This window comes from Aureibaculum marinum (genome assembly GCF_003813905.1).
In the GTDB taxonomy this organism is placed as follows: domain Bacteria; phylum Bacteroidota; class Bacteroidia; order Flavobacteriales; family Flavobacteriaceae; genus Aureibaculum; species Aureibaculum marinum.
In genome coordinates, this window is record NZ_RPFJ01000006.1 from 379,942 (window position 1) to 400,423 (window position 20,482).

14 protein-coding genes are annotated in these 20,482 nt (G+C 30.3%); all 14 read left to right on the forward strand.

The window, feature by feature from the left end; genetic code table 11:
- The first annotated feature begins 229 nt into the window (after nucleotides 1–229).
- Nucleotides 230–2,485, forward strand: a complete 2,256-nt coding sequence (locus tag EGM88_RS06295) for a GH92 family glycosyl hydrolase (RefSeq protein WP_123897113.1) — start codon at nucleotides 230–232, stop codon at nucleotides 2,483–2,485.
- Nucleotides 2,485–4,362, forward strand: a complete 1,878-nt coding sequence (locus EGM88_RS06300; RefSeq protein ID WP_123897114.1) for a sodium:solute symporter family protein — start codon at nucleotides 2,485–2,487, stop codon at nucleotides 4,360–4,362. Before EGM88_RS06295 ends, EGM88_RS06300 begins: the two co-directional genes overlap by 1 nt.
- Before the next feature lie 55 nt (nucleotides 4,363–4,417).
- Complete coding sequence (locus EGM88_RS06305; protein WP_317126534.1) at nucleotides 4,418–5,407, forward strand: glycoside hydrolase family 130 protein; 990 nt, start codon at nucleotides 4,418–4,420, stop codon at nucleotides 5,405–5,407.
- A gap of 77 nt (nucleotides 5,408–5,484) precedes the next feature.
- On the forward strand, nucleotides 5,485–6,558 hold the full coding sequence (locus tag EGM88_RS06310; protein ID WP_123897115.1) for a carbohydrate-binding family 9-like protein: 1,074 nt from the start codon (nucleotides 5,485–5,487) through the stop codon (nucleotides 6,556–6,558).
- Nucleotides 6,559–6,630: 72 nt separating this feature from the next.
- Complete coding sequence (locus tag EGM88_RS06315) at nucleotides 6,631–8,838, forward strand: GH92 family glycosyl hydrolase (protein WP_123897116.1); 2,208 nt, start codon at nucleotides 6,631–6,633, stop codon at nucleotides 8,836–8,838.
- 3 nt (nucleotides 8,839–8,841) lie between these two features.
- Complete coding sequence (locus EGM88_RS06320; RefSeq protein WP_123897117.1) at nucleotides 8,842–11,151, forward strand: beta-N-acetylhexosaminidase; 2,310 nt, start codon at nucleotides 8,842–8,844, stop codon at nucleotides 11,149–11,151.
- A gap of 121 nt (nucleotides 11,152–11,272) precedes the next feature.
- Nucleotides 11,273–12,070, forward strand: a complete 798-nt coding sequence (locus EGM88_RS06325) for a 3-keto-disaccharide hydrolase (protein WP_123897118.1) — start codon at nucleotides 11,273–11,275, stop codon at nucleotides 12,068–12,070.
- Between the two features lie 12 nt (nucleotides 12,071–12,082).
- Nucleotides 12,083–13,414: a Gfo/Idh/MocA family protein gene (locus EGM88_RS06330; RefSeq protein ID WP_123897119.1), complete on the forward strand. Its 1,332-nt coding sequence runs from the start codon at nucleotides 12,083–12,085 to the stop codon at nucleotides 13,412–13,414.
- Nucleotides 13,415–14,420: 1,006 nt separating this feature from the next.
- Nucleotides 14,421–15,821 carry a hypothetical protein gene (locus EGM88_RS06335; protein WP_123897120.1) on the forward strand — a complete coding sequence of 467 codons (1,401 nt, stop codon included), beginning with the start codon at nucleotides 14,421–14,423 and terminating at the stop codon, nucleotides 15,819–15,821.
- A gap of 88 nt (nucleotides 15,822–15,909) precedes the next feature.
- Nucleotides 15,910–16,338 (forward strand): hypothetical protein, encoded by a 429-nt coding sequence (locus EGM88_RS06340; RefSeq protein ID WP_123897121.1) that lies wholly within the window; start codon nucleotides 15,910–15,912, stop codon nucleotides 16,336–16,338.
- Nucleotides 16,339–16,406: 68 nt separating this feature from the next.
- Entirely contained in the window at nucleotides 16,407–17,123 is a 717-nt protein-coding gene (locus EGM88_RS06345; RefSeq protein ID WP_123897122.1) for a CsgE family curli-type amyloid fiber assembly protein, read from the forward strand.
- Between the two features lie 11 nt (nucleotides 17,124–17,134).
- Nucleotides 17,135–17,536 carry a curli assembly protein CsgF gene (locus EGM88_RS06350; protein ID WP_123897123.1) on the forward strand — a complete coding sequence of 134 codons (402 nt, stop codon included), beginning with the start codon at nucleotides 17,135–17,137 and terminating at the stop codon, nucleotides 17,534–17,536.
- Between the two features lie 6 nt (nucleotides 17,537–17,542).
- Nucleotides 17,543–18,928, forward strand: coding sequence for a CsgG/HfaB family protein (locus tag EGM88_RS06355; RefSeq protein ID WP_123897124.1), 1,386 nt, complete (start codon nucleotides 17,543–17,545; stop codon nucleotides 18,926–18,928).
- A 27-nt stretch (nucleotides 18,929–18,955) separates the two neighbouring features.
- A complete protein-coding gene (locus EGM88_RS06360) occupies nucleotides 18,956–20,464 on the forward strand; it encodes a carboxypeptidase regulatory-like domain-containing protein (RefSeq protein ID WP_123897125.1) in 1,509 nt (502 codons plus the stop codon).
- Nucleotides 20,465–20,482 lie beyond the last annotated feature (18 nt).

Below are 20,482 nucleotides of genomic sequence, written 5' to 3' on the forward strand. Positions count from 1 at the left end.
TATCCAAAAAAAAACATGATATTGCCATGTAATTCTTGTGAAATATGGAGAATTTGAAGTGTTATTAAAGCGAATCAATGATGTAATTATATTTTTAAAATGATGTTTAGCTCTGTTGCTGTGTTATCCGTCTAATTTTATTTTTGAAACAGTAAAATTTGTTCATATTTATATTGTTTTATGAAACAACATAAAATTAAAATAAATATAAATATAATCAATATAACTAATGAAACACCTCAAAATTATATTTTTATTCTTAATTAATTGTTTAATTATTTCTTGTAAAAGTAATAATGAGGAACAACAATTGAAAGCAAAAACAGAACTATTAACCTCTTTTGTAAATCCTTTTATTGGAACTGGCGGACATGGACATACTTATCCTGGGGCTTCTGCTCCGTTTGGTATGGTACAGCCAAGCCCTGACAACGGAACTCCTGGGTGGGATTGGTGTTCAGGGTATCATATTTCAGACACTATAATTAGTGGGTTTAGCCAATTGCATTTAAGTGGAACAGGTATTGGAGATTTAGTTGATGTTTTGTTAATGCCAACGAATAAAGAAGTTAATCTTAAGTATTTTAGTACAACAAGGGATAGTTTACCTTATACAAGTTATTTTTCACATGATAATGAGGAAGCTTCTCCCGGGTATTATAGAGTTAAATTGAACAATAATATTCAAGTTGAACTTACGGCAAATGATTATGTTGCTTTTCATAAATATACTTTTAATAATAGTGAACTTCCTTCTTTTATTATAGATTTAGGATTTGCTTTAAATTGGGATAAGGCAACATCAACTAGTCTTAATTTAATTGATAATAATAGAATTACAGGTACCCGTTTTAGTACGGGATGGGCAAAAAATCAAAAGGTTTTCTTTGTAATTGAAACATCAAAACCAATCCAATCTAGTAAATTTATTCAAGATGGAAAGGTAGTGTCCGAAGTAAATTCTATTAAGGGAATTAAAACAGGAGGTCAATTTACTTTTGACAAATCTGTTAAAGAAGTAGAAGTTAAAATAGCTCTTTCTTCTGTAAGTATAGAAAATGCTATTGATAATTTAGATAAAAAAGCAAGTAATACCAATTTTAATGATGCCAGACTAGATGTTCAAGAGAAATGGGAAGCAATGCTTTCTAAAATTAGAATTAAAACGGATAAAGATAGTTTAAAAACCATTTTTTATACTGCTCTTTATCATGCTCAATTAGCACCAGTTTTATTTAATGATGTAAACGGTGAATTTCGTTTACAAAATGATAGTATTGTAAAAACTTCAAATTTTAACGCCTATTCAACTTTATCTTTATGGGATGTGTTTAGAGCAGAAACACCGTTGTTATCTATTATTGATTCTCAAAGATTAAACGATATCATTCGGTCTATGTTAGTTTATTATGATGAGCAAGGGACATTACCAGTCTGGACCTTGTATGGTAATGAAACAGGAACAATGCCAGGGTATCATTCAATCTCGGTAATAGCTGATGCTTATTTAAAAGGAATAAGAGATTATGATGTAGAAAAAGCCTATCAAGCAATGAAAAATACTATGATGGGAGATGTTCGTGGATTAAATCATTATAAAAAATACGGATATATTCCTTATAATAAAGAACATCAATCTGTTTCTATCACTTTAAATTACGCTTATAATGACTATTGTGTAGCTCAAATGGCAAAGGACTTAGGTAAAGAAGATGATTATAAATTATTTTTAAATCGTTCTAAAGCTTACGAGAATTTTTTTGATAAAGAATCTGGTTTTCTTCGTGGAAAATCACCTAACGGTAAAGATTTTAGAGAGCCTTTTAATCCTAAAATGTCAAACCATTTAGAAGATACCGATTATACAGAAGGTAATGCTTGGCAGCATAGTTGGAATGTAATACATGATACAGAAGGTTTAATTAATTTACACGGTGGTAACGAAAACTTTGCAGAAAAAACGAATCAGTTGTTTTTAGAAAGTTCAGAGTTGGTTGGAGATAATGTTTCTGCTGATATTACTGGGTTAATTGGTCAATATGCTCATGGTAATGAACCTAGTCATCATATAGCTTATATGTTTAACAAAGCCAAACAGCCGTGGCGAACACAATATTGGGTTCGTGAAATTTTAAATACTCAATATAGTACTAAGCCAGACGGATTAAGTGGTAATGAAGATGCTGGGCAAATGTCAGCTTGGTATATTTTGAGTTCTATAGGGATTTATCCTATGAATCCTGTCTCGGGTGAATATCAAATTGGTAGTCCTATTTTTGATGAAGCTTCTATTAAAACTTCAAGTAATACCACATTTAAAATTATTACAAAAAATAATTCGGACCTTAATATTTATATTCAGTCAGCCAAATTAAATAATGAGGAATTAAATAGAACATACATAACTCACAAGGAGTTGATGTCAGGAGGAACACTAGAATTAGAAATGGGTGCAGAACCTAATAAAAATTGGCCTAAGAACTGATGGATATTATTGATATTAGCATTATAATAACTTATGTGGTATTAACATTAGTTGTTGGTATTTGGGTTAGTAAAAAAGCTTCAAAAGGCTTAAACTCTTATTTTTTAGGAGGTAATAATATAAAGTGGTACTTTTTAGGTCTAAGCAATGGATCTGGAATGTTTGATGTTTCAGGAACTGCTTGGATGGTGGGTATTTTATTTCTTTATGGTGTAAAAAGTTTTATGTTTATGTGGCTTTGGCCAATTTGGAATCAAATTTTTGTTATGATGTTTTTAGCCATTTGGATTAGAAGGTCTAACATAATGACTGGTTCTGAATGGATTCTTACTCGTTTTGGTGATGATAAAGCAGGAAGAGCATCACATTTAATCGTAGCTATTTTTGCTGTGGTTGCAGCCATAGGATTTATAGCCTATTTTTTTGAAGGCGTTGGTAAATTTATGACCGTGATTTTACCTTGGGATATGACTTTTCAAATTGGTAATGCAGTTTTTTTTAGCTCAGACCAATCCTATGCTTTAATTATTATTATACTTACGACAATATATACCATAAAAGGAGGTATGTTTTCTGTAGTTGCTACAGAAGTATTACAATATGGAATTATGGTTATTGCAGGAGTATTAGTTGCTGGTTATGCTTTTTTTGCATTTACAGATGTGGAAATAACTAGTGTTATCACAGAAGAGTGGAGTAATGTTTTTTTTGATTGGGAATTAGGCTCACATTGGACAAGTAAGTATCAAGAATTTAATAAATTAATTGACTCTGAAGGATATAAAATGTTTGGAGCTTTAATAGGGATGAGTCTTTTTAAAGGTTTTTTTGCAAGTATTGCAGGTCCCGTTCCTAGTTTTGATATGCAACGAATTTTGTCTACAAAAACAGTAAAAGAAGCTGCATATATGGCAGGGTTTACAAATTTAATTCTGTTTATACCTCGTTATTTATTAATTGCAGGTATTGTTGTTATTGCTCTTGTTGTGTTGGCTCCAGAAATGGCTGCTAACCCAAATCTTGCAGGTATTGATTTAGAAGTTATTTTACCAAAAGTTATTAATTTTCATGTCCCTGTTGGAATAAAAGGGTTGTTATTGGCGGGATTATTGGCAGCATTTATGTCAACTTTTTCAGCTTTTGTAAATGCCGGACCTGCCTATATAGTTAATGATATTTATAAAAAATACTATAAACCTAATGCATCGCCCAAGCATTATATAAAAATAAGTCATATAGCTTCCTTTATAGTAGTTGGATTAGGCGTTTTTATGGGCTTTTTCGCTGAGTCTATTAATTCTCTAACCTTGTGGATTACAAGTGCATTGTTTGGAGGATATGTAGCTGCAAACTTTTTAAAATGGGTTTGGTGGCGATTTAATGGATGGGGATACTTTTGGGGTATGTTGGCGGGGCTGGTTATAGCTAGTTTGCAATTTTTTATGGATCAAAATAAAAATTCTTTTCATGAAGGTACTATTTTATACGATATGGCTCACGTTCATGCCATTTATTTATTTCCAATAATTTTTGGAGTTTCATTGTTAGGATCATTTTTAGGAACATATTTTAGTAAACCAACAGATATGGTTGTGCTTAAATCATTTTATAAAAATGTTAGGCCATGGGGATGGTGGAAACCTGTATTATATGAATTGAAAAAAGATGATAAAAACATTAAAAGTAATAATAATTTTGGTATGGATATGCTTAATAGTGCCATTGGTATTGTTTGGCAATCTAGTATGATTGTATTGCCAATTTATTTTATGATTAGAGATTATCCAAAAACAATTATTGCTTTAATAATCTTTATTTTAACTAGTGTAATCCTTAAATTTACATGGTTAGATAAAGTAAAAAAAATTGAAAATTAATTAAATAAACCTATGTAAATAAACTACTTAACTCTTATTAATAAATATTATAAAATTGAACACAAATACACAAAAAATAAAATTTGATATTCCTTGGCAAGAAAAACCAAAGGGAAGTAATGATATTATCTGGAGGTATTCAAAAAATCCTATAATAAATAGATACGACATACCAAGCTCTAATAGTATTTTTAATAGTGCTGTTGTGCCTTATAAAGATGGGTATGCCGGAGTTTTTAGATGTGATAACAAAGCAGTTCAGATGAATATTTTTGCTGGTTTTAGCAAAGATGGAATTAATTGGGAAATCAATCATGAACCAATTAAAATGCAGGCTGGTAATACGCAAATGATTGAATCTTCTTATAAATATGATCCTAGAGTTGTATTTATAGAAGATAGATATTGGATTACTTGGTGTAATGGTTATCATGGACCAACAATAGGTATTGGTTATACTTTTGATTTTATTGAATTTTTTCAATGTGAAAATGCTTTTTTACCATTTAATAGAAATGGGGTGTTGTTTCCGCAAAAAATTAATGGTAAATATGCAATGTTAAGTAGGCCAAGTGATAATGGACATACACCTTTTGGCGATATTTATATTAGTTATAGTCCTGATATGAAATATTGGGGCGAACATAGAATAGTTATGAAAGCTACTCCTTTTGAAGAAAGTGCTTGGCAATGTACTAAAATAGGAGCTGGGCCAATTCCTATTTTAACAGAAGAGGGCTGGTTGATGATTTACCATGGTGTAATTAATACTTGCAATGGCTTTAGGTATGCTATGGGTTCAGCCATTTTAGACAAAGACAATCCTAATCACGTAAAATATAGAACTAGAGATTATTTGTTAGGTCCTGCAGTAGATTATGAAATGATTGGTGATGTGCCAAATGTTGTTTTTCCTTGTGCAGCGTTGCATGATACTGAACAAGATAAATTGGCTATCTATTATGGAGCTGCAGATACTTCTGTAGCATTAGCATTTGGAAGGTTGAGTAAGGTTGTTGAATTTACAAAGGATAATAGTCTTTGATTTAATTTTAGACTTGAAATAAAAGAGTGCGACTACGTTGCATATAGATAAACAGAGAACCATAAATTAAATCTTGTATGAGTACATTAAAATTTAAAATAGTTAGTTTATTTTTTATTATAGGTATAGCTACTAACTGTGCCCAAAATAATCCATTAGTACCTCGTACTTATATTGCATATCAAACCCAAGAAGAAATATCAATTGATGGTTTTGCAAATGAAAAAGCGTGGCAATATGTGCCTTGGTCAGAAAAATTTATCGACATTGAAGGTGTTAAAGACCCAACATATAAAACTAATATTAAAATGTTATGGGACGAAAATTACTACTATATTTTAGCTAAAATGGAAGAACCTCATGTGTGGGGTAATTTGAAACAGCGTGACACCATTATTTTTTATAATAATGATTTTGAGATTTTTATAGATCCTGATGGTGATACACATAATTATTTTGAAATTGAGGTTAATGCCTTAAATACTGTTTGGGAATTGTTTGTTGCAAAACCATATAGAGAACCAGGAGGACCAGTACTTAATGATTGGAATATTACGGGTTTAAAAACAGCTGTTCATGTAGAAGGAACATTGAATAACTCTATAGATACCGATAAAGGGTGGACAGTTGAAATAGCTATACCTTGGAAAACATTTAGAAAATCCTATTTTGAAGATAATGTGCCGCGTGACAATTTTTGGAGAGTGAATTTTTCAAGAGTTAATTGGGGTTTTGATTTGGTAAATGGTAACTATCGTAGAAAGAAAGATAGTAATGGTAAGTTTTTACCTGAATACAATTGGGTTTGGTCACCAATGGGAGTTATAAATATGCATGAACCTGAAAAATGGGGATATGTTTATTTTTCTACAAAAAAAGCTGGAGAAAAAGCAGAATTTACCATTCCATATGACGAACATATCAAATGGAAATTAGCAGAACTATATAGAACTCAAAAAAGTTTTATAAATAAACATTCAAAGTGGGCAACTTCTTTAGAAGATTTAGGCTTTTCTAGTTTTTCTTTGAAGGGGAAAACTATTCCATTCATAATGGATAATCATACAACTGGGTTTAATATTAGTGCGAAAAGTCCTTTTACGAAGAAAACTATTATCATTAAAGAAGACGGTAAAATTATTGTGAAATAAAATAATCATAGGGGTTAGATAATTTAAGCAATTAATCCTCTCATGTTTTCTGATAAATTAAAATTGAACGAAATGCTAAAAGTAAAAACATTACTTATTTTAATAGTACTTATTGCGATAGGGTGTTCAAAACAAGAAAATAAAAAACAAAAAAAATTAACTTCTTATGTGAATACATTTATCGGTACTGATGGTCCTGGAAATACCTATCCGGGAGCAACTGTGCCCTACGGGATGGTACAATTAAGTCCAGATATTGGTATTGCTGGTTGGGATAGGATTGCAGGTTATTTTTACCCAGATTCAATTATTTCTGGTTTTTCTCATACACATTTGTCAGGTACAGGTGCAGGTGATTTGTATGATATTTTAGTAATGCCTACAAATAGCAGATCTAATAAAATAATCAAAGAAAATAGCTTTAAACCATTTTCAAATTTTTCACATGATAAAGAAGAGGCTTCCCCAGGATATTATGCTGTAGATTTATTAGATTATAATATCAAAGCAGAATTAACAGCTACAGATAGAACAGGTATTCATCGTTATACTTTTCCAAAAGATAGTCTATCGCAAATTCATATCGATTTGGGATATGCTTTAAATTGGGATCGCCCAACAGATACGTATATTAATGTCGTTAATAAAAATACCATTGAAGGATATAGAAAATCAACAGGCTGGGCAAGAGATCAAAGAATTTATTTTACAATTCAACTTTCTAAAGATTTTGACTCTTATCATTTGTATAAAAATGATACTCTGGTAGAATCTCCCACAAAAGGTACAAATACTAAAATTGTATTAAATTATAAAAATCTTAAAGAAAATGAACAAATTGTATTAAAAACAGGACTTTCAACAGCAAATATAGAAGGGGCAAAAAAGTCTATAGAATTAGAAGCTCCTAATTTTAATTTTGATAATTATCGAAAAAAAGCAGATGATATTTGGGAAAAACAACTTCAAAAAATTGAAGTGACAATGCTTACCGAAGAGCAAACTCATATTTTTTATTCCATGCTTTATCAATCTATGTTAGCACCTACTTTATTAAGTGATCATAATGGAAATTATAAAGGAGCTAATGATACAATAATGAAAGCATCAGGTTTTGATAGATATGATACTTTTTCTCTCTGGGATACGTACAGAGCTGCTCATCCTTTATATACAATTTTACATCCAAATAGAGTAACGGATTTTATAAAATCTATGTTGGCACACTATAAGGAAACGGGCTTGTTACCTGTTTGGTCAATGCAAGGAAATGAAACAAATATGATGATAGGTTATCATGCTGTACCAGTTATTGTTGATGCTTATTTTAAAGGAATTAAAGGTTTTGATATAAACTTAGCTTATGAAGCTTGTAAAACAAGTGCTATGGATAATGCTAGAGAAATTGATGTTTACAGAGAATTAGGTTATGTTCCAGTTAATGAAGAAAGCGAAAATTGGTCGGTTTCTAAAACCTTAGAATATGCTTATGACGATTGGTGTATTGCTCAATTTGCGAAGGATCTGAATAAAAATGAAGATTATGAATATTTTATAAAACGATCTGAATATTGGCGTAATGTTTATGATAAGTCTAGCTCTTTTATGCGTCCTAAATTATCAAATGGAAGGTTTATAAATGATTTTATACCTAAAGATTATTCTCCTTATTTCTGTGAGAGTAATGCATGGCAATATTTTTGGTCAGTACCTCATAATATAGAAGGGCTCATAGAAATTACAGGGGGTAATAAACGCTTCGAAGAGAAATTAGATTCTATGTTCACTTTAAATCCATTACCAACAGATAAATTACCTATTTTTAGTACAGGTATGATTGGTCAATATGCTCATGGTAACGAGCCCAGTCATCATGTGGCATATTTATATAATTATATTGATAAACCTTATAAAACTCAGAAAATAATCAGACAAATTTTAGAATCACAATACCAGAATTCGCCTGATGGACATTGTGGTAATGAAGATTGTGGACAAATGTCATCTTGGTATATTTTTAGTGCATTGGGTTTTTATCCAGTTAATCCAGCAACAGGTGTTTATAGTTTTGGCTCTCCAATTATAGAAAATGCAATATTGAATCTCTCAAACGGAAAATTTTTTGAAATAGAAGTGCTAAATAATTCAAAAGAAAATATATATATCCAATCTATTACCTTAAATGGGCAAAAGTTAAATAAGACAACAATAAACCATTCAGACATTTTAAAAGGTGGAAAACTAGTAATTAAAATGGCTGATACTCCAATTAAAAATTAAATTATGAAAAATATTAGTATCCTATTAATTTTTGTATTGTTTGCAATTTCTTGTAAAGAAAAATCTATAGTTTTTACTGAAAATGATATTAATATCATACCCAAACCAGTAGAGGTAACTTTAAATAAAGGCTCATTTAAAATTGATGCTGCTACTAAAATAGTAGCTCATGATAGTTTAAAGAGTGTTGCTAATATTCTAGTAGATAAAGTAAAATTGTCTGCAAATATAGAAATTGGTTTTATAGAAAATGATGTGCAAGATAACAATGTTATTGAATTTCAGGTAGCTGATAACTTAGAAAAGGAGGCTTATCATTTATCCATTAATAATCAAAAAATAACTATTTCTGCAAATAGTTATGGTGGTTTTTTATATGGGGTTCAAAGTATGTTGCAATTATTACCTGCAGAAATTTATGGAAGTAATGTCGCTAATTTAATTTTACCATCAGTTGAAATTAAAGATAATCCACGTTTTAAATATAGAGGATTAATGTTAGATTTATCTAGACACTTCTTTCCTAAAGAATATATTATAAAAACTATTGATCGATTGGCAATGCATAAAATGAATGTATTACATCTTCATTTAGTTGATGATCAGGGGTGGCGTATGGAAATTAAAAAATATCCAAAGTTAACTGAGGTAGCAGCTTGGAGAGTAGATCAAGAAAATAAACATTGGAATGCAAGAAATAAAAACAATCCTGAACAAAAAGGAACCTATGGAGGATTTTTAACCCAAGATGAACTTAAAGAAATTGTTGCTTATGCTAAGAAAAATAATGTAGAAGTAATTCCAGAAATAGAAATGCCAGCTCATGTAACTTGTGTTATGTCTGCTTATCCACATTTGTCTTGTCATGGAAAACCTGTAGCTGTTCCTTCTGGAGGTGTTTGGCCAATTACTGATATTTACTGTGCAGGGAAAGAAACAACTTTTCAATTTTTAGAAGATGTGCTGTTAGAAGTCATGGAAGTTTTTCCTTCTAAATATATTCATATTGGAGGTGATGAAGCAACAAAAACTGAATGGGAAAAATGTCCAGATTGTCAGCGAAGAATGAAAAGTGAAGGATTAAAAAATGTTGAAGAACTGCAAAGCTATTTTGTAAAACGTATAGAGAAGTTTATTAATAGTAAAGGAAAAAAATTAATAGGTTGGGATGAAATTTTAGAAGGTGGTCTAGCTCCTGAAGCAACCGTTATGAGTTGGAGAGGGTTTAAAGGGGGAGTGGAAGCTACAGAACAAGGACATGATGTTATTATGACTCCTGGTAGTTTTTGCTATTTCGACCATTATCAAGGTCCTCAGGATGCTGAGCCTATTGCCCAAGGAGGATATTTGCCTTTAAACAAAGTGTATCAGTTTAATCCCATTACAGAAGAAATGACTGAACAACAAGCCAAGCATGTATTAGGTGGTCAAGCTAACTTGTGGGCAGAATATATACCAACTACTGAACATTCTGAATATATGATTTTTCCAAGATTATCAGCATTATCAGAAGCAATTTGGTCACCAATAAAATTGAGAGATTGGAACGATTTTACAAAAAGATTAAAAACTCAATTTAAAAGATATGAAGCTTTAGGTATTAATTATTCTAAAAGTGCATATTTAGTTACTGCAGAGATGGATGTTAATCTTGAAAAAAAAGCAGTAAGTATGGAGTTGAAAAACGAATTTCCAAATTCAGACATACGCTATGTATTGGGAGAAGGTGATATAAATAGTGATGCGATTTCTTATAAAAAACCAATTGAGATTGATAAATCAACTATAGTAAAAGCTTCGTTGTTTGAAAATAATAAACCAGTTGGTAGTATATATACAGATACCATAAAATTTCATAAAGCTATAGCTAAAAAAGTTGAGTATTTAACGCCTTATAATAATAGATACAAAGGAAGTGGAGAATATACGTTAGTGAATAGTTTAAGGGGGTCTAAAAATTTCCATGACGGACAATGGCAGGCTTGGTTACAAGATGATATGGATGTAGTTATTGAGTTTGAAGAACCAACTTCTGTTAGTAAAGTTACTGTTGGATCTATGGAAAATCAAGGGCCAGGAATTTATTTTCCAGTAAAAATAGAAGTTTTAGCTTCTAATGATGGTGCAAAATTTAAAAGTTTAGGCAAAGTAGAAAGGCCATATACAGAAAATAAAGATGCAGTCTTAAAAGATTTTATTATTAAATTTGGAGAAACTAAAACAAAATTTATTAAAGTTATTGCTACTAATTTAAAGAAAACCCCTTCAAATGGAGGTGTGTTTTTATTTATTGATGAAATTTTGGTAGAGTAATAAAAATTCTAACAATTTTTTCCTTTTATAAAATCCTATTCTTTTTTATAAATAGGTAATCAATTGGTTTTGTATAGAAGTTTGTTTTAGATATTAGCGTTCAACAACAAAAATCAAACTTATGAAAAAACAAATTGCAGTTTTATTAATCTTGTTTATAGCTTTTTCTTGTAAAAAAGAGAAAAATAATCATCAAAATAAAGAAGTAGCACAAAAAGAGATGGAAAATTCAGAAGATTGGATTTCTCTTTTTAATGGTGTAGATACTAAAGGTTGGCGAGCTTATAATGGAGATGCAATGCCTCCAGGATGGATAGTAAAAGATAGTGTTTTAACGTTTGATACAGAACTAGGGTTAGAGCAAGACTATACTGGAGGAAAAGATATCATTTATGGAGATGAAGAATTTGATAATTTTGAATTATACGTAGAGTGGAAAATACCAGAAGGTGGTAATAGTGGTATTTTTTATCACTTAAAAGAAAATATTCCAAATGCAGGTCCTCCAGATATTGCTCCAGAATATCAATTGATTGATGATGAAAATTATGCTAAAATTCATGATTTAACCGAATATAACACTAGTTTAGGTTACGAAAACCCTTCAGAATTACATCCCTTACAAGCTACTGCGGCTGACTATGCAATGTATCCTGCTAATACAGAAGTAAAACAATTAAATCCAGCTGGAGAGTGGAATAGTACTCGGATAATTTTTACATCAGAAAAAGTTGAACATTGGTTAAATGGTAAAAAAGTTTTAGAGTTTGTTCCTTGGTCTGAAGATTGGTATGCTAGAAAAAATGCTGGTAAATGGAAAAATGAAGAACTTTATGGCTCATTTAAAACTGGTTATATTGGCTTTCAAGATCATTCGAGTCCAATTTGGTTTAGAAATATTAAAATAAGAAAATTATAGAAGCTACTCATTATGGATAAAAGAACATTTTTAAAAAGTGCAGTGGCATTAGCAGCTGTAACAGCTATGCCAGGTTCTGTTTGGTCTTTGGCCAAAAATAAGCATCAATTAAGAGTTGCTCAAATTGGAGTGGGTAATATGGGGGCTGCAGATCTCGAGGCTATATCTAAACACTCAATGGTTGAAATAGTTGCATTGTGTGATGTAGATTCTAAATATTTGGCTGATGCAAAAAAATTACATCCTGCGGCTAAAACATATGCAGATTATAGAGTCATGTTTGAAGAAATGTCTGAAGGTATAGATGCAGTTGTAGTTTCTACTCCTGATCACACTCATGCTCCAGCATCAATTATGGCAATGGAGAAAGGAAAAGCTGTTTATTGTCAAAAACCATTAACACACCTTGTATCTGAAGCTAGAGTAATGAGAAAAATTGCTGAAGAGAAAAATTTGGTGACTCAGATGGGAATTCAAGTGCATTCTTTTTATGATTATAAACTAGCTACCTTATTAATTAGAGATGGAATAATCGGAAAAGTAAAATCTGTTCATGCATGGTCTCCCAAAAATTGGGGATATGATGGGACTTTATCTAAAGATGTAGATCCTATTCCAGATACGTTAGATTGGAATTTATGGTTAGGTACAGCTGAGGAAAGATCTTATAAGAAAGGCTTTTATCATCCTATGAATTGGCGTAAATTATTAGATTTTGGTTGTGGTACATTAGGTGATATGGGGGTGCATATTTTTGATACACCTTATAATGCGTTAGAATTAGATGTTCCCAAAACAATTAAAAATAAATGTAGAAAACCTAATGGAGTTGGCTTTCCTGAACAAAATGAGGTAACCTATATTTTTCCAGGAACAAAATATACTACAGAAGAAATGTCATGGCATTGGTATGATGGTAAAGGAGCTCCTAAAAAACATAAAGACTTAATGTTGCCAAATAATGAAAAATTACCAAATCAAGGAGCTATGTTTGTAGGTGAAAAAGGTCGACTATTATTACCACATTTTATGTTACTACCTAGACATATTGTTAATGGGGAATATTTAGATTTAGACCTTTCAAAATATGCTACATTAGGAGAGCCTGTAAGTGATTATGATAAAGATAGCCTAAAACATTATCATGAATTTGTAGATGCTTGTTTAGGTAAAGGCAAATGTTCTGCACCGTTTTCATATGCTTCAAGGTTAACTGAAACTATTTTGTTAGGAGTAATTGCTGGTCGTTTTCCAAATAAAACTTTACATTGGGATAGCAAAAATGGAAAATTTTTGGAAGAAGAGGTTAATGAGTTTTTAGATAATCCGTATCGAAAATTTTAAGAGAAAGAATTAAAATAGACGCATCTTATACCAAATAATAACAATGCCTGTAATAAATGTTTATTTGGTTTGTTAAAAATTTGTAATAACACAAGTTTTTATTAAAAATTATTTTGATAGAATTTTACAATAAAAATAGGAGATAGTACTGTGTTTATAGAAGTAATTTTTTGAACGTTATTTTTGTGTTTTTAATCAGTTTTCTAGCAAAATAACATGTCATATTTTATGATAATTGTTAAAAAAATCTCTGTAAGTCTTTCTTATATTAATATGGTAATTTTTATCATATATTACCTGCTAACTAGGAGGTTATTTTGAATGTTTGTTTTTATTTTGTTGATTATTAGTGTTGTAGGTTGAAATTTTTAAAAGGGGTTTTTCCCCTTTTAAACGGGTGTTTTCCCCCTTTTTTTTAGTTGGGTTTGATTAATTGAAAAAAAATGTTAAATTTGTTGTGTTATTGATTTTATTTGCTATGAAAAAGACAACAAGATTACAATCAACCAATTTCTATTGCATTCTTCACACTTGCTTTGTAGCAAAAAATTCAAATAATTTTAATATATATTTTTCTTAAAGTCTTAATAAATTAAGGTGTTTATTATGTAAAAAATGTATTAAAAAGATGTTATTTATTTTAATTTGCTATGAAAAAGAATACAGAATTAAAATTCAAAACTTTTTATTGCTATTGTTATGTTTACTTTGTAGCAAAAATTTTAAGTAACTCTACATTATTGTTTGGATCTGTTAGATAAATTTAGAAATTAAGGTTTATCTAATTACTTATTTTTTATGAAGCTTTATGCTTTTATGGAAAAAATAAGGTTGTGCTTGCTTGTTAGCAAAAATTTTAAGTAACTCTATTTTTTTTGACCCATTAATTAAATTTAAAAAAAAGAAAATTTAATTAATTACATATGCTCTATAAGGTCTTAAAACTTTATAAAACGTATGAACTAACTTTATATTAAACTTTAATTTTAACTTAAAATTTTTTACAATGAAAAATTTAATGATTGCTGCACTTGTTATAGGTGCAACTAGTATTTCCTTTGCTCAGGGTAATGAGAGTACAGTTAACCAGACTGGGACTAATCAAGCCGCCTTGGTTGGTCAAATTGGTAGCCAAAACAAATCATATGTAGATCAAGTCGACAACGACAACTTTACATGGGTTTCACAAAATGGGAACAAGAATGTATCTGATGTTGACCAAGCAGGAGCATTTAATTATGGTGAAGTTTTCCAATCAGGTACTATGAATTCTGCCATGATAAACCAAGATGGTTTGTTAAATGAAGCATATCAAGAGCAATATGGCTACAATAATTTAGCAAAATCAACTCAAGAAGGTTTTGGAAATTTTTCAGATCAATATCAAGATGGACGTAATAATGAAGCTATAGTTGGGCAAAACTATAATTCTAGTTTTATCAATACGGCTTATCAAGAGCAATATGGTAATGGTAACTGGGCTCATATTTTTCAAGGTGATGAGTTTAATGAAGCTTATCAAACACAATTTGGAAATAAAAACCATGCAGATATTTACCAGAACTTATCTAGCTATAGTGGAGAAAATTATGCTTCACAATTTCAAAGTGGTAACCGCAATTATGCATTAATTCATCAAGGTGGAGATGGTGATTATGCTGAAAATAATTATGCAGAGCAATATCAATTAGGCGGTAATGATAATGAAGCTTATTCTTTCCAAAAAAGTTTTGATAACGAGTCTTATCAAACACAAATGAATGGTAATGAGAATGTGGCTAAAGTTAATCAAGATGATGCTTCTTGGTTATTTGCTTCTAACAATAATCTTGCATTACAAGTTCAAGATGGAAATAGAAATAGAGCTACAGTTAATCAAAACGCTAATTCATATAGTAATGAGGCATATCAGTTTCAAGTTGGTAATGACAACCGTGTAGAAGCTACTCAAAGCGGAGCTTCTAATGTTTCAGTTCAAGAGCAAGATGGAAACCTTAATGAATCTGACGTAAATCAGGGACAAACTTTAGCTTTATTAACTGCTAATAATAGTAGTCATTCAGTGCAAGAAGGAAATAGAAATAAAACTACTGTGAATCAAGATGGAATATCAAATTTAAGTGGAATTTATCAATTAGGTAATAGAAATAATGCTGTAATTGATCAAGATGGATTATCCAATGTTTCTGGTGTAGCTCAATTAGGAAATCGTAATGGAGCTTGGATAACTCAAGATGGTACTCTAAACATTTCAGGAGTAGCTCAGTTTGGAAATAATAACAAGGTTTATTCTCTTCAAAATGGAATGGGGAATGTTTCAGGAACTATTCAAGTTGGAGCAAATCATGTTAATACCGTACATCAAGTTGGAAATGGAAATACTGCTGGTGTAATTCAGTCTAACTAAATTTAAAAAAGAAGCGAAAACTTAGTTTTCGCTTCTTTTAATTTTTATTTATTATATTTGATTAGTCTTCAAATTATTACAAAAAAATATGAATTTAAAATATATAGCTTCTGTAATTTTATTAGTTACTGTATCATTTTGTAATGCTCAGTTATTACAAGACGATAATTCTGCTTTGATAAATGCCTATTTTAATCAGAGTAATAATTTTGTTAAAAATAAGGAATCTAATCAGAAAAATAGTTTACTTTCTCAAACTTCATTATACCAAATAGGAGATAATAATTACATGAATATTAATACGTCAGTTAAAAATAAATTGGAAGTCTCTCAACAAGGAAATGATAATTTTTATGAGTTTATCAGCTATTATGGTTCAAAAGATAGTAACATTCAGGTTTTTCAAAAAGGGAATAATAATGGGGTTTACATTTATGGAGAGAATAATTTAAGTAAAGATTTAATTATAAATCAACAATCCAATAATCAACATATTTTTATTACTAATTATAAATAAGTGTATTTAATAACTATCTAAACTCATAAAATTTGTATCAACATTACCTACTAAATTAATCAAGAACTATGCGATTTTCTTTGACCATATTATGTTTCTTTTTTTGTTTAATTCTTTTCGGGCAAGAAAATCATATTGCTGTAAAAGCTAATCTTAAAGTAGATAATTCAGAAGGATTAATAGATGTTGAAGGTTATGCTGAAAACTTAGAAGATATATTTCAGTCAGATCTTGAGTACTTACTTTTGTCATTAAAAACTGGTAAGACAGGTAATTTGTCTAAAAATTCTCAGTCTGGTAAATTTTCCCTTTCGCCTAAAGAAAGTAAAAAGCTATCTACATTAAAAATCAATATTCAACCTGATGAAGAAATTAAATTGTTCTTGTATATTCGAAAAGAAAAACTTTTAATATCAAAAGACACATTAGTTATTTCTAATAAAAAAGAACGGGCTTTTAATCAAGCTGAAGCTGAAAATTATGAAATGATTGGTTTAGTTGTAGACGATGTAATTACTAAACTTGGTAAAGACTTTTATGATTATTTTTATCAGAAATACAGTTCTAGTAGTTTAAAATACCCATTCATTATTCATGTTAATGAAAAACCAATGATAGGTATAAGTAGTGAAATTACTATTGTTATTGATGATGTAGATATTTTTAAAACCATGACAAATCCAAAACAGGAATATTTGGAGGTAATGGCACAACAAGCTATTCTGGCAATTAACAACTATGCTAAACAACGAGCATTGTTTTCTAAGCGAAAAATAAGATTCTAAACCCAATTGAAATGAAAAAAATATTACTTTTTTTACTATTTTTTATACCTACTATATTAACCGCACAACAACTCGTTTATAGTCCTATCAACCCTTCCTTTTTAGGAGGAAATTCTTTTAATGCATCTTGGTTGTTGAGTTCAGCAGAATCTCAAAATAAATTAAAAGAGGAGACTAACGCTAATAATCAATCTACAGAGCTTGAGCAGTTTACAGAAACTTTAAATAGACAATTGTTGAGTTCATTATCAAGAGATTTATTTTCCAATACTTTTGGAAACGAATCTTTTAAAGAAGGTACCTTTACCTTTGGTAGTTTGGTAGTGGATATGGTACCTACTAGTACAGGTTTGTCAATAGGTATTTTAGATACAGATACCGGAGAACAATCACAAATATTCATACCAAATTAATTTTTGATGCTAAATAAAGTAAAAATAGGATCGCTATTTGCGATAATACTACTATTTGCTAGTTGTGGAGCTTATATGAATCAGCCCCTAACTACACAACCTGCACGTATAGGAGAAACTAGTTTTAAAAGTAGATTGAATAATATAAGTCCTATTAAACCTATTGAGGTTGGTGTTTATAAATTTAGAGACCAAACTGGACAATATAAATTGGTAGAAGGTGGTGTGAGTTATAGTACTGCTGTTACTCAAGGTGCTACTTCTATTCTTATAAAAGCTCTTGACGATTCTAAATGGTTTACACCAATAGAACGAGAAAATGTTAGTAATCTATTAAACGAACGTCAGATTATTCGCTCAACTAGGCAAGAATACAATAGAAAAAACAATCTTGCTGTAGACCAAACAGGGAATTTGCCACCATTACTTTTTGCAGGAATTTTATTAGAAGGTGGTATAATTTCGTATGATACCAATATGATAACTGGTGGTGCAGGAGCACGATATTTTGGAGCAGGTGCTTCTACTCAGTACAGACAAGATATCATTTCAATATATTTAAGAGCAGTTTCTACATCAAATGGTAAAATCTTAAAAACAGTTTATATTTCTAAAACAATTCTTTCACAAGCTATTGATGTTAGCTTATTTAGATATGTTAATGTAAAACGATTGTTAGAAGTAGAAACTGGAGTTACTCAAAATGAACCTGCTCAAATGGCTGTGAAAGAAGCTATTGAAAAAGCTGTAGAAAATTTAATTATAGAAGGTATTATAGATGGTTTATGGCAACCAAAAGGAGGACAAAAAGTGATTGATAAAATAAAGGCAGATTATCAAGCTGAACAAGCATTAGCAGAATCTACGAAATTGTTAGACAGAAATTTTAGAGATAGCAGAGGAAAAACAGGATTTGATTTTTTGGCAGGTACTTCATTAATGGATGGTGATTATGCAAACCCGCGAATGGGGCTACAAACTACATTTGGTTTTAAAACTTTTCTTTTTGGCCCCAATTTTAATTTTGGAGTAAATGGTAGTGTGTTTAAATTACGAAATAAGAATATTTTTAATAAAACCTTTACTGCTTTAGACGCTAATTTAGAATATATTATGTTGCCCTACGACCGGTTGAGTCCTTACATATTTGCCGGTGGTGGAGTAATGCTTGGAAAAGGATTCGATGCTCCTAAATTACAATATGGTTTAGGATTAGAATATTTACTAACAAAAAAAATCGGTTTTAAGGTCTATGGCGAGCAAAATGTGTTATTTGATGATAATTTAGACAATTTGGTAGCAGGAAAACGAGATGATTATTATTGGAGATTTGGGGTCGGAATTACTTTATATCTAGGACAAACTTACAATAGAGCAAAAACTAAATACTAGTATTTAAGGATTTAAAAACTTACTAAAATGAAGCATTTTTATAAAATAATAACTCTTTTTGTAATTACTGGAGTGTTGCTTACCTCTTGTAGTGAAGATCGTATAGATCCAATTGGAGAAGGTACAATTACTGGTAAGGTTGTTAAAGCAAAAAGTTTTGAACCAATTGCTAATGTTAAAGTTTCAATAAGTCCAACTAATAATACTGCATTTACAGATTCTACAGGTAATTTTACAATTTTTGATGTACCAGCTGGTGATTATTCTGGGCAAGCAGAAAAAGATGGGTATTTAGCTAAAATTGAAGCAGTCACAGTAACTGCAGACAATGCTACTAATTTAATATTTGAATTAGAGGATGATACCGCATTAAATAAACCGCCATCAGCTCCAGTTATTGATAGTCCTGTAGATAATGCTACAGGATTGCCAATTAGTGTTCCGTTAACATGGTTTTCTGCTGAAGATGTTGATGAAGATGATGAATTAGAATATACCATAATTGTAAAAAATGATTATGATGATAGTGTTATAAAAGTAGAAAGTATAATTGACACAACATATACTTTGACTAATTTAAGATATGGCGTAAAATATTTTTGGCAAATTGCGGTCTCTGATGGTATTAATGACGATGTTTTAACTGCTGTGCACAAGTTCCAAGTAAATCAATTTCCAGAAAATAGATTTTTTTATGTGAAAAAGGATTCTATTTATCATAATACTATTATTTATTCAAACAATCAAGAGGGGACTTCTGAAATAGCCTTAACTACAAATAATCAAAATAGTTGGAGACCAAGGGCAAATCAAGCCTCGGGGTTAATTGGTTTTCTAAGGACTGTGAACACTGAATCTCATTTGTTTACAATGTTTCCTGATGGCTCTAATGTAAAAAAAGTAACATCAGCTGTTCCAGTTGCTGGGTTCAATCAAAATGAAATTGACTTTGCTTGGTCAGCCAATGGAGATCGTTTTTTATATCCTAATTTTGATAAACTCTATGTAATTAATAAAGATGGTAGTGGCTTACAACAGATTTATCAAACAACAGATGGAAGTTTTATAACTGAAGTAGACTGGAGTTTCGATGAAAGTTTTATTGCTTTAAAAACTAATGACGTCAATGGATATGGTGTTAAAATTTTTACAATTGATATGAATGGAAACGTGTTAAAAAATATTTTAAGTGGTGAAGTTGGAGCCGCAGGAGGTTTGAATATTTCGGTTGACGGTCAGCAGTTATTGTATACTAGAGATATTTCAGGTTTTGAAAATGTTTCAAACAGACAGTTAGACTCTCATATTTTTATTTATAATCTATCTACTGACAATGTAATAGATTTATCAGAAGATAATAAAGAACTTGGAACTAATGATTTGGATGTGCGTTTTTCACCAAATGAAGCCTATGTTATTTTTGTAAATACATCCAATGACGGTATTTCTCAAAAGGATGTTTATATTCAGAAAATTACTGAAAGTGGAGAGCGAGTATTATTGTTTTCTAATAGTTTAATGCCTGATTGGGAATAGGATAGTGTTTGTCAAGTT

Coding starts and splice junctions, on each gene's coding strand:
- EGM88_RS06300 (WP_123897114.1), top strand. CDS start 2,485: ATGGATATTATTGATATTAGCATTATAATAACTTATGTGGTATTAACA.
- EGM88_RS06335 (WP_123897120.1), top strand. CDS start 14,421: ATGAAAAATTTAATGATTGCTGCACTTGTTATAGGTGCAACTAGTATT.
- EGM88_RS06325 (WP_123897118.1), top strand. CDS start 11,273: ATGAAAAAACAAATTGCAGTTTTATTAATCTTGTTTATAGCTTTTTCT.
- EGM88_RS06340 (WP_123897121.1), top strand. CDS start 15,910: ATGAATTTAAAATATATAGCTTCTGTAATTTTATTAGTTACTGTATCA.
- EGM88_RS06320 (WP_123897117.1), top strand. CDS start 8,842: ATGAAAAATATTAGTATCCTATTAATTTTTGTATTGTTTGCAATTTCT.
- EGM88_RS06345 (WP_123897122.1), top strand. CDS start 16,407: ATGCGATTTTCTTTGACCATATTATGTTTCTTTTTTTGTTTAATTCTT.
- EGM88_RS06350 (WP_123897123.1), top strand. CDS start 17,135: ATGAAAAAAATATTACTTTTTTTACTATTTTTTATACCTACTATATTA.
- EGM88_RS06295 (WP_123897113.1), top strand. CDS start 230: ATGAAACACCTCAAAATTATATTTTTATTCTTAATTAATTGTTTAATT.
- EGM88_RS06355 (WP_123897124.1), top strand. CDS start 17,543: ATGCTAAATAAAGTAAAAATAGGATCGCTATTTGCGATAATACTACTA.
- EGM88_RS06360 (WP_123897125.1), top strand. CDS start 18,956: ATGAAGCATTTTTATAAAATAATAACTCTTTTTGTAATTACTGGAGTG.
- EGM88_RS06315 (WP_123897116.1), top strand. CDS start 6,631: ATGCTAAAAGTAAAAACATTACTTATTTTAATAGTACTTATTGCGATA.
- EGM88_RS06330 (WP_123897119.1), top strand. CDS start 12,083: ATGGATAAAAGAACATTTTTAAAAAGTGCAGTGGCATTAGCAGCTGTA.
- EGM88_RS06310 (WP_123897115.1), top strand. CDS start 5,485: ATGAGTACATTAAAATTTAAAATAGTTAGTTTATTTTTTATTATAGGT.